We start from the raw sequence: 16,227 nt of genomic DNA on the forward strand, positions 1-16,227 counted from the left end.
AGGTTGTATTTAAAACTAACTTTAAGGGGAACCGCCGCCTGAACGACCTCCTCTTCCTCCACCACCACCGCCACCACCGCCTCCGAGGCCTGGAAAAACTCCTCCTCGTGGTGTTGATTGGGGACGCGATCCTGGTGGGAAACTCAGCAGCACCCTTTCATCTCCTGTCAATCCAGACTTAACTTCAGTAAAGTTATTTGCGGTGACGCCGGTCTCAATGGGAGTGAACACAGGTCTGTTATTGTTTCCTGGTACAAACACGCCTGTGGCATTTTCTTGACGCACCACCGAGGCTGTTGGCACCACTAGGGCATTTTTCACTTCACCGACTTGAAAGTCTGCTTCTACATTCATCCCAGACCGTAGTACCCTTTGAGGGTCTGAAAGTGAGACTCTGACTTCAAAACTGGTAACGTTTTGTTCCACTACAGATTGAGCAGCAATTTGCCTAACTTTCCCTTCAAAGATTTTTCCTGGGTAGGCATCCGCCTGAATGGTGACTTTTTGACCAACGCTAATTTTGGAAATATTGGTTTCGGCTAAATTAGCGACAACTTCATTTGTGGAAGCCAGAGCCAAGATTGAAGAAGAAGTGGCAGAAGATAACTCACTACTGGCAGTTGTGGGAGTTACGAAAGCACCTGGATCGGCATACTTTTTGGTCACCACGCCATCAAAAGGAGCGCGAATGATCGTGTCATTGATTTCGGCTTGGATATTTTGCAGTGAACCACGAGCAGATGTTACCTGGGCGCGGGCTGCGTCTATATCTTCTTGGCGGGTTCCGGCTTTGAGGAGTGCCAAAGCTTGTTGTCTTTGATTGACTACAGCTCGTGCTTGTTCGATGTCTTCTGGACGCGACCCAGCTTTTTGTAGAGCCAGTGCTTGCTGTGCTTCATTAACAGCACCTTGGGCACTATCCTTGTCGGCACGGGTTTGATTTAGAGCTTGAAGAGAAATTCCCCGTGCATTGTAAAGTTGTTGATTGCGGCGAAAATCATCTTCCGCTCTGCTCAAGTTTGCTTGAGCGCTTTGTAAACGTGCTTGTGCTTGGGCAATATCTTGAGAGCGATTACCTGCTTGTACCTTTTGCAGATTCGCTTGGGCTTCGTCGAGTTGTGCCTGTGCTTGGGCAATATCCTGAGGGCGATTACCTGCCTGTGCTTTTTGCAGATTCGCTTGGGCTTGTGCCAATTGTCCTTGAGCGGAAGTCAGTTGTCCCCGCAGATTGGAATCATCCATGTAAGCCAAAATCTGCCCTTGTCTGACGAGATCTCCTTCCTTCACCAGTAGTGTTTTGAGTACGCCTGAATTTTTCGGGCTGAGGTTGATTGACCGTTCCGGCTTCACTTCTCCATTTGCTGAAACTTTGATTACTAAATTCTGCCTTTGTACAGGCCTTGTTAGCACTCGGCGTCTGGCTTCTTGACGGGGAACAAGGGCTACTTGGTAATAAACCGCGTAACCAATGCCACCCAACAGGGCAAGTACGAGTAGCCAAGAGAGCCAATTTTTCTTGCCCTTTTTTTTCTTTACCTCTGGAACCAAAACTGGTGAATCTACAGTGTCTGGTGTATTAAATTGCATATTCATTTAAGTCTAGAAGGAACGGCTACCGAGCTGTTCTTCACGGCTAAAACTATAGCCTGGTAGCTCCATACTGACAATTATTTTGAGTTTTTAGTTTTAAAGGTTAATTTGCAGTACCAGTCCATCAGGAAGCCTGAAATAACCATCACGTACTCTAACTAACCTTGCAGCAGGAACAATTTCCTGACTGGGAAGAAGAATATCCCCATTGGGAAGTCTAAAGTAACCTTGATTACGTAGTCTAACTATGCTCCTAGCAGGAATAATTTGTCCATTAGGATATCTAATGTCACCATTACCAAGTCTGACTACTCTGCCATAAGGTTGGTTGTCACGGTTCCAATTGTCCCAGTTTGAGCGATTTCTGACTTCTCTGGGATTGGGTCTGCCGTCACGGTTCCAATTGTCCCAGTTTGAGCGATTTCTAACTTCTCTAGGATTGGGTCTGCCGTCGCGGTTCCAATTGTCCCAGTTTGAGCGATTTCTGACTTCTCTGGGATTAGGTCTACCGTCCCGGTTCCAATTGTCCGGGCTTGGGAGAGTTCTGACTTCTGTAGAATTGGGTCTGCCATCGCGGTTCCAATCTCGATCGCTCTCACCAATCACGTAAACTTCAGTTTGAGCATTTGCAGGCGCACTCAAAAGAGCAGGAAAAGCGATCGCGGCAGCAGTTAAGACTATACATGCACAGTTTTGTTTCAACATAATATTGACTCCTTTGTGCTTCGATTTTGATTCAACAATTTTTAGACAGTTGCTTTGTTTTGGTATTACAGCAGAACTGAGAATTTGGAATTTTAGCAGGCAATAGGCAACAGTTGAAAAAACCCATCTGCCAAACAGGCTTAATGTCTGGCTACCAAAGCCAAGCTGTATAATTCATCAAGTTGAAATCCGCTGTAAAATGTATAATTTTTACCTCCTCGTATAAATTCATACATAACAATTATCGATCAAAACGTCCAAACTGATGTAGGACTAAAGTCACAAGTAATTCCAGCCTGGTGTATGACCAAAGTCATCAGTTTTTTTAATGGGGGAGTGGGGAGGCAGGGGAGGCAGGGGGAGAAATAATCAATGCCCAATGCCCAATACAAGATTTTACTGCCGCCAATAGCGGAGATCGTTTAAGCTAGCTGAAAGATTCTTTGATTAGTGGCTTAGAGGCGGTAGTGTGCCTAAACATTTTTATTTGATTTTTCTTGTGGTTGTCTGTAGTTTGTGGAGTGTACCAAAAGCCGCTAACGGGCAGGCATTAATACCCCATACACTGCAACTAGATGCAGCAAAGTTAGAAAAGCAGGGGTTGACTCTGGCGCAAGAAGCGGCTCAACTAGCTCAGTTTCAACAGGTTGACTTAGCTTTGCCACGAGCGCGACTGGCTGCTCAACTGGCTCCCAATAACGATAAAGTATGGTTACTCTTGGGTGGATTGCAGTTACAAACCAAAGAGTTTGATGCAGCGATCGCCACCTTAAAAAAAGCTCAATCTCTCAACCCCAAAAATGCTGATATTGTGTTTGCTATAGGATCGGCTAATTTCCAACAGCAAAAGTACCAAGAGGCTGTTGTTAATTACCAAGAGGGTTTGAAGTTAAAACCTAACGATCCAGAAGGATTGTTTAATTTGGGTAATGCTTACTTTCTCTTGGGTCGATTGCCAGATGCTATCGCTCAGTACAATCAAGCTGTGACTTACGATAAAAAATTCTGGCCGGCGATCAACAACATAGGCTTAATCAACTACGAACAAGGTGATACCTCAGGAGCGATTAAGCAATGGCAATCGGCTGTAACCATTGATAAACAAGCCGCAGAACCTTTACTAGCTTTAGCAGTGGCACTGTATACTAAAGGCGATGCCTCCGGCGAGCTACGCTTACGCCAACAAGGACTCAGCCTGGGAGAAGCCGCACTCCGCATCGATCCGCGCTATGGTAGTTTGAATTTTCTCAAAGAAAATCTTTGGGGCGAGCGCCTACTATCTGATACGAAAAAATTCCTAGAATTACCTCGTATTCAAGCAGCTCTACAGCAAGGGGGAAACTCATCAGTCCCTGAACAACGGCCTACCCAATAGGGGTGGGGAGTGGGGAGGCAGGGGAGATGGGGGGATAGGGAAGTGTGGGAAGTGTGGGAAGTGTGGGAAGTGTGGGGAGTGTGGGGGGAAAGATTTCTTCCCCATCCTCCCACCCCTCCCACACTTCCTGCTTGTCCCATGCCCAATGCCCAACTCCTATTACCACTTGCGGAACAGTATCTGCTTGTAGTACATATATACTTAATTAAAGATAGGAACTAGTCGGCCAAAAACATTGTTGGGCGAGTATTCCGAAAATCAGTCGTGATTTTTCAGTCGTTGTCTGTGGGTAGAAGTGTGATAATTTGCTCAACAAACTGTTGATGGTCAACAACTGGCTTAGAAATGTAGCCATCAGCACCGCTTTGCTTGAGGAAATTCTCGCGATCGCCTTCCATAGCGTGCGCTGTCACGAGAATAACGGGTAAGTTTGCTGTTTTTGGGTCTGATTTCAACATTTGTGTAATCTTGATGCCATCAACTGACTTGCCTTGATAAACACTTCTTGAGAGAGAAACGTCCATCAAAATCAAGTCTGCTTCTCCTGATTGGGCAATTTTTATTACTTCTTCCACATTTTCAGTGTGTTTTACACCCAAGCCGCCGCGCTTGGACAAAATCTTGGAAAAAACACGAGCATTAATTAGATCGTCTTCGACAATTAAAACAGTTTTCATGAGAATTTTAGTTATGGAGGTGGGGGATTCAAAAATTGGTCTTGGACAGTTTTGAGCGTTAACCGTACCCTTTGGAATATTGCTACGCTCAGGGGCGACCATAAGAGAAGTTCTGAACTCAATCAGCTACAAACTTTTGGTAAAATTCAAAATTCCTGTGGAAAATTTGAGCCACTTTGTTGTACGGCTATCCTAGCTTGTTTACCTTTGGCCTTCCTAGAGGATTTAAGTGGCGTCTGTTTGCCTTTAAGGTTGGCACAGCCATCACCTCAACTGGCTCAGAGTTTGCCCAAAATTTCAAATTAAGAAATGCAATCATGGTAAATATCCTGGCTACTAAATGTATGTAGATTATAGTCGTCTGCCTTCTTTTTAATAGTCAATCAAGAGCCTCATCATCAAGGATGATACTACTGCTTTTTCTTCTGTGACTATCAAGATTTTGTCAGGAATCCCATTTCATCCGTTATGCTGTGGTTGCTGGAGTATTGAGTTTCGTCGGTTTTTGTGTAGTTAAATTTCAGGGAAAAAACTCATGGCAAAACAGTTAAACCTTCTCTCAACGGGACAGGTCATTACAACAGCCCTGCACACCGAGATGCAACGGTCTTACTTAGAATATGCCATGAGCGTGATTGTCGGGCGAGCGTTACCAGACGTGCGTGATGGCTTAAAACCAGTGCATCGCCGTATTTTGTATGCAATGCACGAACTCGGTTTAGTACCAGATAGACCCTATCGGAAATGTGCCCGTGTAGTAGGTGATGTACTGGGTAAATACCATCCCCACGGTGACCAATCAGTTTACGATGCCTTAGTAAGGCTGGTGCAGGACTTTTCTAGCCGCTATCCTTTACTGGCAGGACATGGTAACTTTGGTAGCGTCGATAATGACCCTCCAGCAGCGATGCGCTACACAGAAACGCGTCTTGCACCCATCAGCTATGAGGGAATGCTGACCGAAATTGGCGAAGAAACGGTGGAATTTGTCGGCAACTTCGATAATTCCCAGCAAGAACCAACGGTGTTACCTGCTCAGTTACCATTTTTGTTACTCAATGGTTGTTCTGGTATTGCCGTAGGGATGGCGACGAATGTCCCACCGCACAACTTAGGGGAAGTGGTCGATGGATTGATTGCCTTAATCGACAGCCCAGATTTGTCAGATGAAAAGTTATTCGAGCTAATTCCAGGGCCGGATTTTCCCACTGGTGGGGAAATAGTTGGTGAGGCGGGAATTCGGGAGGCTTACACTACGGGTAAGGGTGGAATTGTGCTGCGGGGACTGGCGACGTTGGAGGAAATTCCAGCAACGAGAGGAAGCAAGCGCCGAACGGCAATTATTATCACAGAATTGCCATATCAAGTAAATAAAGCAGGCTGGATTGAGAAGGTAGCGGACTTAGTAAATCAAGGTCGCCTACAAGGAATTTCCGATCTCCGAGACGAAAGCGATCGCGAAGGTATGCGGGTGGTAATCGAACTTAAACGCGATACAAATCCCCAAGAAGTTCTGCAAAATTTATATCACCAAACTGCTTTACAAAGTAACTTTGGGGCAATTCTGTTGGCAATAGTCGATGGACAACCCCGCCAGTTAAGTTTGCGGCAACTTTTACAGGAGTTTTTGAGTTTCCGAGAACAAACTCTCAACCGTCGCTATAGTTATGAGTTGGGGAAAGCCCAAAATCGATCGCATTTGGTGGAAGGTTTGCTGAAAGCTTTGTCTAATTTAGATGAAGTAATTGAAATTTTGCGCCAAGCTACTGATGGTAGTACTGCCAAAATCAACCTTTGCAGCCGACTCGATTTAAGTGAGGTACAAGGAGATGCAATTCTAGCTATGCCGTTGCGCCGCCTCACCAGTTTAGAGCAGCAAAACTTACAGCAGGAATTTGAAGAACTCAGCGAGCAAATCGATTTATTACAAAGATTACTAAGCGATCGCCACGAATTACTCAAGGCGCTAAAAAAAGATTTGCGATCGCTCAAACGCAAGTACAACGATGCCCGACGCACAAAAATATTAGAGGAACAAAAAGGCACAGTAGGCCAGGAGCACAGGAGTAGAGGAGCAGAGGGGCAGAGGGGCAAAGGAGCAGAGGAGGAAGAAGAAAACGTCAAACCTTCCGAACCAGCACAGGAAGCAATTTTAGAGTTTACCCAACGGGGTTATGTCCGCCGCATTCAGACATCTGGGAAGAAGTCGAAAATTGAAAATGGTCTGCACGACCATGATTTTCTGATCCAAACTGTATTGACAGATACAGAGAAAGATTTGCTAATACTAACCAGTGGCGGTAAAGTCTACCCTGTGAAGGTGGGAGAAATTCCCCAAACCACTGGACGTTCTCCACGGGGAACACCACTGATTACCATGCTCAGCAATACTGCTCAAGGCGCTCAAGAAGATGTGGTTAGCCGATTTTTACTACCAGAAAATCTTGAAACTAACCAGATGGTTCTCCTGACAAAACAGGGACGAATTAAGCGTTTGTCTTTGGAGGAATTTACTAATTTGACTCGTCGCGGAATTACAATTTTGAAACTCAAAGACGACGATCAATTGTCATTTACCCAGTTCACTATTCCAGGGGAGCATCTGATTTTAGCTAGTTCTGGTGGGCGAGTATTACGCTTTGCTGTTAATGACGAACAACTACCAATCATGGGTCGTACAGCGATGGGTTTACAAGCATTTCGACTATTGAGAAATCAGCAAATGGTTGGTTGTGTGAATGTCAGCAAAGATGACCAGCTATTGTTAGTGACTCAAGAAGGATATGCTAAGCGGATGGTTGCGAGTCAATTAAGAGGAGCTAATCGAGGCGATTTAGGCACGCAAGCGCTGAAATTTACCAGCAAAACTGACAATTTAGCTGCTATGGTAAAGGCGATCGCTTCTAGGGAAGTAGCTCTAGTGACAAACAAAGATCGGGTAGTGCGGATACCTGTAGAAGCAATCCCTATTTTAGGCAGAGATGTTAAAGGTGAAAGCATCATCCAACTTAACCGGGATGAAAAAATTATCACCGTCGTTGAAGTCCGCTCATAAAGAACGCCAAGGATTCGTAGAGTGTGCGTAAGTCCTAACTAAGTAAAAATCAAGCAACATCAACAGTGAGCGCGAAGACAGATTGAGTAGCAAGCATTTTCCTTACCACTTCTTTCTCGATGCCCAAAATTTCTAAGCAGCTTAACTCGTCTATGATGTTCAACATACTATGTTCTGTTACACGAAAACCTTGTTCGTAAACAAACTGCCGTGCTAGATCGAGTGTGCCAAAATTATTATTTACTAAAGACCTGCCTGTGAGGTTAGTGCCTGTTTGTAATAGCTTTTGTAAACCTGAGTCATCTTGTTGCGATCGCACTAAACTACCTGTATCAATGAAATCAGGAGTAATCCAAACACCACCATAAGAGTGAAGCATGTCGCGGATATTGGCACACACAAGTTGTTTTTCTGCCAAAGTTAGATGTGTCAGCAATCCTTCACACAAAATCATCACTGGTTGTTTGGATTTGAGTAAAGGAGTACTCTTGGAAAACTCGCTAGGACGCCTTGTAGCATCAATTTCTATAAAATGCAGGTTAGGACGTTCCCCGACTAATTGCCGAATTAGTTGCTGTTTGCAACGAATCATCTCAGGTAAGTCACTTTCAATAAAAGTGATATTCGGATTGCTAGACATCAAAAGTCCACGCGGTAACAAACCAGATGCCAGTTCTAAAACTTGTGTTATTTGATATTTAGCTATGACCTGGTTGATGGCTTTATAACGAGCTTCCACACGCGCGGTAAGCAAAACACTTCTGTCTTGATTTTGTGGTTGAGGTAGCTTTACCAACCCTTGCTTTTCTATTAATTGTGCCAACTCCTTAGCATAAGGAATATCTGTGAACTGTCTAGCTAGACTAACCAGGAAACCAGTAAGGACAATTTTGTCAAAGTCATTAGTTTGCTGTTTGTTCATAAGTTTTTCAATCTACTAACAAACAGTCTAGATATTAATTTATTAAATTGAAATTGGTTTAAATTATAAATTAGTTTTATTGGTAATAACTCTAACTTAACTATCTCGATGACAAAGCTAAATTAATAATTTTAGTAAGTGCGTAGATAACAAGCACTCTTAATTATTTAACTCTTTAACCACAAGATTTCTAAACAAGGTACTTTCAACCTAAGTAGAATGGCGCAAAAAAACCAAAGTATGTAACGGAAAGTAAAGTTGCTCAAAAAGCTTTTCCCTTCTGCCTCCTGCCTTGTCATAACGACAATTTTCAACACCGACCTACTTATGAACCGTACCCTAGATTCTGAATTAATGCTAATAAATCCTAATTAAATTCTAGTTAATACATATTATTTAGAATTTAAATTGTTGTTTTTAAAAGGTTATAGTTATCCATAACTAGTTAAATGTTAAAATAATTGATAAATACTCTCAATAATTTTATCTACTCTGCAAAAGTCTTCAATAGTTGTATCGAAAGATAGATGTTTCAATTCTTGTAAATTCACTATTACATTAAATGTCAAGAAGTCGCAACAAAAATATAATAATCGTTGTTTTTATTAAAATATTTGTTATATTAGTTTACGTAAGGCAATAAAGCTTAAAAATTTAATTTGGAGTGTCAACAATGACAAATGCAACCACAACAAAAGTTACTACTCCTGTAGTTGAAGATCGTAATGCTTGGCGTTGGGGCTTTACTCCACAAGCAGAAATTTGGAACGGCCGTTTAGCAATGATTGGCTTTTTAGCGGCAGTACTCGTTGAAGTTTTTTCTGGCCAAGGTTTCTTACACTTTTGGGGCATCCTTTAATACCATTTTGGATTGAGAATTTCTTTTCCACAAAAGGTTCTGCTAATTCATTTTTCAAATTGGTATAAGTTTCAATATCTAAGATGACCCATAAATAAAAAAACCTGGAGTGATTACCCACTACCAGGTTTTTTATTTGTCATTTGTCCTTTGCGTTTTGTTTCTTCACTAATGACTAATGACTAATGACTAATGACCAATGACTATTGATAAATGACTCTTGATTACCGAATATATTCCTTGAGAACGCTGTTGCGATTTGGGTGACGTAGCTTGCGGAGTGCCTTCGCTTCAATTTGACGAATGCGTTCGCGGGTGACGTTGAAAATCTGCCCAATTTCTTCAAGTGTCTTCATTCGACCATCATCCAAGCCGTACCGCAGTCTGAGAACATCGCGTTCGCGAGGGCTGAGACTGTCGAGAACTTTTTCTAGGTCTTCGCGCAGCAGATTTTTGGAGACTTGATCTTCTGGTGTTTCACCATCGGATTCAATAAAATCGCCCAACCGAGAGTCTTCTTCTTTCCCAATGGGCGTTTCTAACGAAATAGGTAACTGGGCGGATTTAGCAATAAACCGCAACTTCTCAATGGTCATTTCCATGCGAGTGGCGATTTCTTCTTCCGTGGGTTTGCGACCCATTTCTTGAGATAATAATTTGGTGGTTTTCTTAATTCGAGAAATGGTTTCGTAAAGGTGGACTGGAAGGCGAATTGTGCGGGATTGATCGGCGATCGCGCGGGTAATTGCTTGACGAATCCACCATGTAGCGTAGGTAGAAAACTTATAACCCTTTTCGTGGTCAAACTTTTCAGCGGCACGAATCAAACCAAGACTGCCTTCTTGAATTAAGTCTTGGAATGACAAACCACGATTCATGTATTTCTTAGCAATTGAAACTACAAGACGCAAGTTAGATTGCACCATCTTGTCTTTCGCTCTGCGTCCAACATGCAGGCGATAACGAAAAGCTGGTAGTGGCAGTTGCACGGCTTCTGCCCATTCACTATCGCGAGGATCGCGATCTAACTGTTCTGAAAGTCTTTCCCTTACCCTTTCTAATTCGAGTAAATCAGCAATTTTACGGGCTAATTCAATTTCTTCATCTGCCCGCAATAGCCGAATTCTACCAATCTCTTGCAAGTAAAGCCGAATCGAATCTTCTGTGTAGTGCTTTTTCTTGCTTTGTGTCCGACGACGCGATTTAGCGGCTTTTCCAGACTTTGCGTCGTCCTCATCAGACTGAGGCTCTAAAAACTCATCTTCACCTTCATCTACGATCAGCAAGTCCTCTTCATCATCAATTAAGAGTTCTTCTAACTCGAGCTCAGGCTGATTCATTATTTCTAGGTCAGGCTGATATATGCTTTCGAGTACGTTGTTAGCCTGGTTCATGCCGCGTTCCTCATGCTCCTTGCAGAATCAATTACTCAAGATGTGTTTAATGCTCTTTAAAACGAGCTTGTTGACAACCGAAAATAAGCTTTTTGGCAGATTTACCAGAGATATTTTCGGCACTTTTGCACCTCTTTTAGAGGGCTTTTTACTTTAGTTTAAGTCACTAACAAAAGGTGACTTGCTCAATGAAAGTAAATGTCATATGTGTTGCTATCACACATATTTTTTAAGTGACTGGTCTTAAAAAAAGACTCACCTTTACCAAAAACTTGCCACTCAATACAAACTAATTCAGACTTTTGGCAGATTTTCGTATAAAGACTCTTCCGATTGTAGCCTGTTTCACAGAAATTGCACTCTATTTTGTGTATCGATCATGAATTTATTAAACAAGTGTTAGCCACTTTTACCAAAAAGACATTAAACACGGGAATTACACCCTTAAACATTTTCTAGACTTTTCGGAATTGCAGTGGTTCTTTGATTACGTTTAAAAGTTAAGTACACTTTGTTTTGCTCAATTTCATGTATTTTACACAACATTAATTACTGAGAAAGAGTGCATTGTTATGTTAACTCAGGCGAAAAGTCTTAACCTACCTATTTTACATTTCCTTCATAAATCATTCAGTCCTTGGATCGAAGTGGATTTTTCCTATGAGTAAATACAACAACAGTGGTGGTACTTGCCTTAAACCAGTTAACCTTCTGCGTAATAATTACCTTAACTAAGGAGTTGAGGTTGTCACAGAATCGACCTGATAGCAGATCGCTTTAGGTTTAACTAATTTGGCCTTATTCACACGTTAGCGCACTGTGGCGATTTCAGCCCTATGAAACTTGACAAACTCTTCTTATTGTATACAACGATATTTTAATCAATTCAAAAATGATTTGCCCTGAAAGATCGTTGATATTAGTTTACCTAAGGCACAAGTACATTGAATACATGCGATGCAATAACTATTCCCCGAGTCGTACATGAAGATATTAACAAGTTTTCAGCCAGATGGTGTTTGCTCCCAGTAGGCATTGCCTTGAGGAAAGAAAACTCAAAGATTTGCCTGATGACTTGGTTGAGAAGCTTTTGTAAGTAAAGTATTTGTAATCTTAGATACTTTAAATTCAGTAAAATTTTGTCATTTTGTCATCTGATTATGAGAAATCCTCAAGATACTTATTAACTGTTGTTTGATAGATGATATTTAGTTATGTTATCCAAGCATAACAAATGTGTTTCTCGCTGGTGGGCAAAAAGCATTAATCGACTATTTTCCAACAATGTTGGTAGTTTTACAGGTACTTTTGCATTGATTTTTTTAAATCTTTACAATAACTTAAATTATATGATGAGTTGCTAGCTGAAAAATTGAGATTTTATGTAGTATGTGTATTAATGAATTATAGTTTTTGCAGGCTTGAATTTATTGGCTCTTAAGCGCTGAAGACAAGGACGTTTTTCTTTTTACCCTTGTTCGATAAAGGTTAAGTGGCGTTTCAACAATGTAGATGTATTAACTTTCTTGAACTAACGTGGTGTTGGTGTGGCATTTAGACTTGCGGGAAAATTGGGTGGCAAGATTACCTGGTCAACGATGTGAACGATGCCATTGCTAGCTGGAATATCAGGCTGAGTCACTTTAGCATTGTTAACGGTTATAGTTTTAGTACTAGGATCAACTGTGATTTTAACGGTAGCACCCTCGACAGTTTTAACTTGTCCAGATTTCAACTCTTGGGAGGTAATTCGTTCGGGTATAACGTGGTAAGCCAAAAGTCTGACTAATTGTTGCTTGTTAGCGGGCTGTAAGAGTTTATCTAAAGTAGCTTTTGGTAAAGCAGAGAAAGCCGCGTCAGTAGGTGCAAAAACTGTGTAAGGGCCTGGTGTAGTCAATTGTTCATTTAAGCCCGCTGCTCCTACTGCTTTGATGAGAGTTTGAAACTGTCCTTGAGCGGCGGCTGACTTTGCCAGTTCTGCTAAATTTTGGCTAGTAGTGGGAGTTGGTGGGACAGGAGAAGGAATTGTTATGGGGGTTTGGGCAACGGGAGGAACAGTTGCTGTAGGAGTTTCCGTGACAGGCTCAGCGCAGGCAGACAGAGCAACCAAGCTACTTGTGCCAATAATTTTAAAAAATGTTTGTCTTACTATGCCTTTAGTCGTTTTCATAATTTTGTCTAGAACTCAGTTAAATAAGTAATTATTGACAATAATTAATGAATTTATGAATATAGTCACTTATCTAACGACATAATTTCTAGTCATATAAAAATTAATACCAAATATTGAGTATTTTCTGAGTTTGCCATCAGTCAAAAGATATAAGTTTTTTATATAGTTATGTCGCAGCACAGCTGTAGTCAACTTTGAGGACGCAATCAATAGACTTCTTGCAGAAGTGGGGAAAAGGGTAAAGAAAAACAATGGGTAATAGATTTTCTATCCATTACCCATTACCAGGACCACAAATAATCAGAGTGGTAAGAAAAAATTGAATTAAATATCTAAATCGGTGAAGTTGAGTTTAGAACCATAGGTTTCAATGAATTCTCTTCTTGGTGCGACACGATCGCCCATTAAAATAGTGAAAATGCGATCGGCTTCGGCAGCGTCTTCAATTTCAACTTGCTTCATTTTGCGAGTTTCTGGGTTCATTGTGGTGTCCCAGAGTTGTTGTGGCATCATTTCACCCAAACCTTTGAAGCGTTGGATGGTGTAGTTGGCGTTGGCTGGAAATTTGGCGATTACTTGGTCTTTGTCGCGATCGCTATAGCAATATTCATGATTGCGCCCGCGTTCTACCTTATATAATGGCGGACAAGCAATATAAATAAAGCCTTGTTCAATAAGCGATCGCTGATATCGATAGAAGAAAGTTAACAACAAAGTGCGGATGTGCGCTCCATCTACGTCAGCGTCAGTCATGATGACTATGCGGTGATAGCGCAGTTGGGTGGAATCGAATTCATCTCCTTTGACACCTAAACCGAGTGCTGTAATTAACGCTTGAACTTCGTTATTTTTATAAATTTTGGCGTCGTCGGTTTTTTCAATGTTGAGAATTTTACCACGTAAAGGCAAGATAGCTTGAGTGCGGCGATCGCGTCCTTGCTTCGCACTTCCGCCGGCTGAGTCCCCTTCCACGATGAAAATCTCTGATTCGCTGGGATCGCGAGAACTACAATCTGCCAATTTACCAGGTAATGGCGAAGATTCTAGTACCGATTTGCGTCTGACTAATTCCCGTGCATGACGCGCGGCTTCTGCGGCTTTGAAAGCTTGGATAGCTTTATCTAAAATTGAGTCTGCTATCGCTGGATGAAATTCTAAGTACTCGGTGAGGACTTCGCCCACTAAAGAATCGACAATTCCCCGGACTTCGGTGTTACCGAGTTTGGTTTTGGTTTGTCCTTCAAATTCTGGGTCGGGGACTTTAACAGAAATTACTGCTGTTAAACCTTCGCGGACGTGTTCGCCACTGAGGTTGGGTTCATTTTCTTTAATTTTATTTCGCTTGCGGGCGATCGCATTTAATGTGCGAGTCAGAACTGCTTTCAATCCTTCTAAGTGGGTACCACCATCCACCGTGCGAATATTGTTAGCAAAACCTAACACATTATCCGTATAAGCATCAGTACACCACTGCAAAGAAACTTCTACTTGAACGTTGTTCCGTTCCCCCTGGACATAGATAATTTCTTCATGTAGTGGCTGCTTTTCACGATTCATGTAAGCGATATACTCTTTAATGCCACCCTTGTATTCGTAGGATTCTACCTTCGGTGTATCGCTTTTCAGTAATTCTAGGCGGTGGTCAGTAAAGGTAATTTTGACACCAGCATTCAGATACGCCAATTCCCGTAGGCGACTGGATAAAGTAATGTAATCAAACTCAATGCTAGTAGTGAATATTTGGGTATCTGGCTTAAAGGTAACAGAAGTTCCGGTTCTAGCTTCTTTGTAAGGCTTGACTTGCAGTTCGGTAACTGGTGCACCCCGTTCATAGCGTTGGGTATGAACCTTTTTATCTCGCCAAACTGTAACTTCTACCATCTCAGATAGGGCATTAACAACAGAAATACCAACCCCGTGCAATCCTCCAGAAACTTTGTAGCCACCACCGCCAAACTTACCACCAGCGTGCAGTACCGTCATCACGGTTTCCAAAGCCGATTTCCCGGTACGCGAGTGAGTATCGACGGGAATACCGCGACCGTCATCTGTTACAGTCACAGAACCATCAGCGTTGATATCCACCTCTATATGAGTGCAATGACCCGCCAAAGCCTCATCGATTGAATTGTCCACCACCTCGTAAACTAAATGGTGGAGTCCTCGCGGCCCTGTAGTACCGATGTACATTCCTGGTCGTTTGCGGACGGCTTCCAGACCTTCCAGAACTTGAATCTGATCGGCACTGTAACTGCTCGTCATGTAAATTCTCCTGATGCGTGGGGTTTAACTCGCCGAAAGGCAAATAAAAGTAAAAACACTCCAAAATTGTAACATAAAAGCCTTGCTGGCGTCTGTAGGGCATTTTCAAGAGAAGTTTATACAGGGGTTGCAGTCCCGTCAATAGGTGAGGGGCGGAGGGGCAGGGAGCAGGGGAGGCAGGGGAGATGGGGAGATAGGGAGATAGGGAGGTGTGGGGGGAAAGATTTCTTCCCCATCCTCCCACCCCTCCCACACTTCCTGCTTGCCCCATCCCCAATGACAAATGACCAATGACAAATGACAAATGACAAAATTAATTGTAATTTGTGGAGCGACGGCAACAGGTAAGTCAGGGTTGGCTTTGGCTTTGGCAATGCGGTTGGGTTCTGTAATTCTCAGTGCTGACTCTCGCCAAATTTATCGTGAGTTTGATATTGGGACGGCAAAGCCAAGTCTGGCTGAACAAAAATTAGTGCTGCACTACTTAATAGATATCTGCGACCCGACAGACACGATGACAGTAGCAGACTATCAGCAAAAAGCGCAAGCGTTAATCAATTCTCTTCCATCTTCCTCACCAATCTTCATGGTCGGTGGTACTGGTTTATACATACGTTCTGTTGTCCAAGGCATGAAAATTCCTCGGGTGGCACCGCAAAATGAATTGCGATCGCAACTTGAATCTTTCGGTCAAAATCAACTATATGAAATGTTGCAACAAGTCGATCCCGTTGCCGCACAAAAAATCCATGCTCATGACTCGGTGCGAACTTTACGAGCCTTAGAAGTATATTATGTAACTGGACATCCTATTTCAGAACAGCAGGGTGAGAATCCACCAAATTATCCGATTTTACAAATTGGTTTGGATTGTGATGTTGAAAAATTGGGCGTTCGTATTCAACAACGTACTGAGCAAATGATAGCAAATGGTTTGGTTGCAGAAGTGGAGTATCTTTGTCAAAAATATGGTGCTGATTTGCCTTTGCTGAATACTTTGGGCTATCAAGAAATCAAGCAATATTTAGCTGGGGATATTTCCTTGAATGCAGCGAAAGAATTAACTGTTTTGCATACAAGACAATTTGCCAAGAGACAACGTACTTGGTTTAGAGCATACCCACAAATTGAGTGGTTTAATGCAGATGATCCTGATTTATTAGAGAAAGTTTGGCAGCGAATAAATGAGTTTATTAATTGCACTAATTAGTGAGA

11 protein-coding genes are annotated in these 16,227 nt (G+C 42.3%); 4 read left to right on the top strand and 7 right to left on the bottom strand.

The window, feature by feature from the left end; all coding sequences use genetic code 11:
• Positions 1 to 21 precede the first annotated feature (21 nt).
• On the bottom strand, positions 22 to 1,587 hold the full coding sequence (locus ACM0OY_RS16805; RefSeq protein ID WP_414569985.1) for an efflux RND transporter periplasmic adaptor subunit: 1,566 nt from the start codon (positions 1,585 to 1,587) through the stop codon (positions 22 to 24).
• A gap of 99 nt (positions 1,588 to 1,686) precedes the next feature.
• A complete protein-coding gene (locus tag ACM0OY_RS16810) occupies positions 1,687 to 2,295 on the bottom strand; it encodes a hypothetical protein (RefSeq protein WP_414569986.1) in 609 nt (202 codons plus the stop codon).
• A gap of 469 nt (positions 2,296 to 2,764) precedes the next feature.
• On the opposite strand from ACM0OY_RS16810, the gene ACM0OY_RS16815 reads away from it, so the two are divergent.
• Complete coding sequence (locus ACM0OY_RS16815; RefSeq protein ID WP_414569987.1) at positions 2,765 to 3,670, top strand: tetratricopeptide repeat protein; 906 nt, start codon at positions 2,765 to 2,767, stop codon at positions 3,668 to 3,670.
• 272 nt (positions 3,671 to 3,942) lie between these two features.
• On the opposite strand, the gene ACM0OY_RS16820 is transcribed toward ACM0OY_RS16815, so the two are convergent.
• Complete coding sequence (locus ACM0OY_RS16820) at positions 3,943 to 4,347, bottom strand: response regulator (RefSeq protein ID WP_414569988.1); 405 nt, start codon at positions 4,345 to 4,347, stop codon at positions 3,943 to 3,945.
• 535 nt (positions 4,348 to 4,882) lie between these two features.
• On the opposite strand from ACM0OY_RS16820, the gene gyrA reads away from it, so the two are divergent.
• On the top strand, positions 4,883 to 7,402 hold the full coding sequence (gene gyrA, locus ACM0OY_RS16825) for a DNA gyrase subunit A (protein WP_414569989.1): 2,520 nt from the start codon (positions 4,883 to 4,885) through the stop codon (positions 7,400 to 7,402).
• Between the two features lie 49 nt (positions 7,403 to 7,451).
• Here gyrA and ACM0OY_RS16830 read toward each other — a convergent pair whose 3' ends face one another.
• Positions 7,452 to 8,324 (bottom strand): class I SAM-dependent methyltransferase, encoded by an 873-nt coding sequence (locus ACM0OY_RS16830; protein ID WP_414569990.1) that lies wholly within the window; start codon positions 8,322 to 8,324, stop codon positions 7,452 to 7,454.
• 673 nt (positions 8,325 to 8,997) lie between these two features.
• Between ACM0OY_RS16830 and ACM0OY_RS16835 the strand changes: the two genes are divergently transcribed.
• On the top strand, positions 8,998 to 9,183 hold the full coding sequence (locus ACM0OY_RS16835; RefSeq protein ID WP_414569991.1) for a chlorophyll a/b-binding protein: 186 nt from the start codon (positions 8,998 to 9,000) through the stop codon (positions 9,181 to 9,183).
• A 224-nt stretch (positions 9,184 to 9,407) separates the two neighbouring features.
• Here ACM0OY_RS16835 and rpoD read toward each other — a convergent pair whose 3' ends face one another.
• The 3 genes from rpoD to gyrB all read right to left on the bottom strand — a co-directional run bounded on the left by rpoD (position 9,408) and on the right by gyrB (position 15,012).
• Positions 9,408 to 10,577 (bottom strand): RNA polymerase sigma factor RpoD, encoded by a 1,170-nt coding sequence (rpoD, locus tag ACM0OY_RS16840; protein WP_190954291.1) that lies wholly within the window; start codon positions 10,575 to 10,577, stop codon positions 9,408 to 9,410.
• Between the two features lie 1,531 nt (positions 10,578 to 12,108).
• A complete protein-coding gene (locus ACM0OY_RS16845; RefSeq protein WP_414569992.1) occupies positions 12,109 to 12,747 on the bottom strand; it encodes a fasciclin domain-containing protein in 639 nt (212 codons plus the stop codon).
• Between the two features lie 327 nt (positions 12,748 to 13,074).
• Entirely contained in the window at positions 13,075 to 15,012 is a 1,938-nt protein-coding gene (gene gyrB / locus ACM0OY_RS16850; RefSeq protein WP_414569993.1) for a DNA topoisomerase (ATP-hydrolyzing) subunit B, read from the bottom strand.
• Between the two features lie 304 nt (positions 15,013 to 15,316).
• Between gyrB and miaA the strand changes: the two genes are divergently transcribed.
• Positions 15,317 to 16,222, top strand: coding sequence for a tRNA (adenosine(37)-N6)-dimethylallyltransferase MiaA (miaA, locus tag ACM0OY_RS16855; RefSeq protein ID WP_414569994.1), 906 nt, complete (start codon positions 15,317 to 15,319; stop codon positions 16,220 to 16,222).
• The last annotated feature ends 5 nt before the right edge of the window (positions 16,223 to 16,227 follow it).

It is taken from the genome of Nostoc sp. CCY 9925 (assembly GCF_963920935.1).
Lineage (GTDB): Bacteria > Cyanobacteriota > Cyanobacteriia > Cyanobacteriales > Nostocaceae > Nostoc.

What these genes read in the sequence shown, in the direction of transcription:
- ACM0OY_RS16845 (WP_414569992.1), bottom strand. Translation starts at nt 12,747, where the DNA reads ATGAAAACGACTAAAGGCATAGTAAGACAAACATTTTTTAAAATTATT.
- ACM0OY_RS16805 (WP_414569985.1), bottom strand. Translation starts at nt 1,587, where the DNA reads ATGCAATTTAATACACCAGACACTGTAGATTCACCAGTTTTGGTTCCA.
- miaA (WP_414569994.1), top strand. Translation starts at nt 15,317, where the DNA reads ATGACAAAATTAATTGTAATTTGTGGAGCGACGGCAACAGGTAAGTCA.
- ACM0OY_RS16835 (WP_414569991.1), top strand. Translation starts at nt 8,998, where the DNA reads ATGACAAATGCAACCACAACAAAAGTTACTACTCCTGTAGTTGAAGAT.
- gyrB (WP_414569993.1), bottom strand. Translation starts at nt 15,012, where the DNA reads ATGACGAGCAGTTACAGTGCCGATCAGATTCAAGTTCTGGAAGGTCTG.
- ACM0OY_RS16820 (WP_414569988.1), bottom strand. Translation starts at nt 4,347, where the DNA reads ATGAAAACTGTTTTAATTGTCGAAGACGATCTAATTAATGCTCGTGTT.
- ACM0OY_RS16830 (WP_414569990.1), bottom strand. Translation starts at nt 8,324, where the DNA reads ATGAACAAACAGCAAACTAATGACTTTGACAAAATTGTCCTTACTGGT.
- ACM0OY_RS16810 (WP_414569986.1), bottom strand. Translation starts at nt 2,295, where the DNA reads ATGTTGAAACAAAACTGTGCATGTATAGTCTTAACTGCTGCCGCGATC.
- rpoD (WP_190954291.1), bottom strand. Translation starts at nt 10,577, where the DNA reads ATGAACCAGGCTAACAACGTACTCGAAAGCATATATCAGCCTGACCTA.
- gyrA (WP_414569989.1), top strand. Translation starts at nt 4,883, where the DNA reads ATGGCAAAACAGTTAAACCTTCTCTCAACGGGACAGGTCATTACAACA.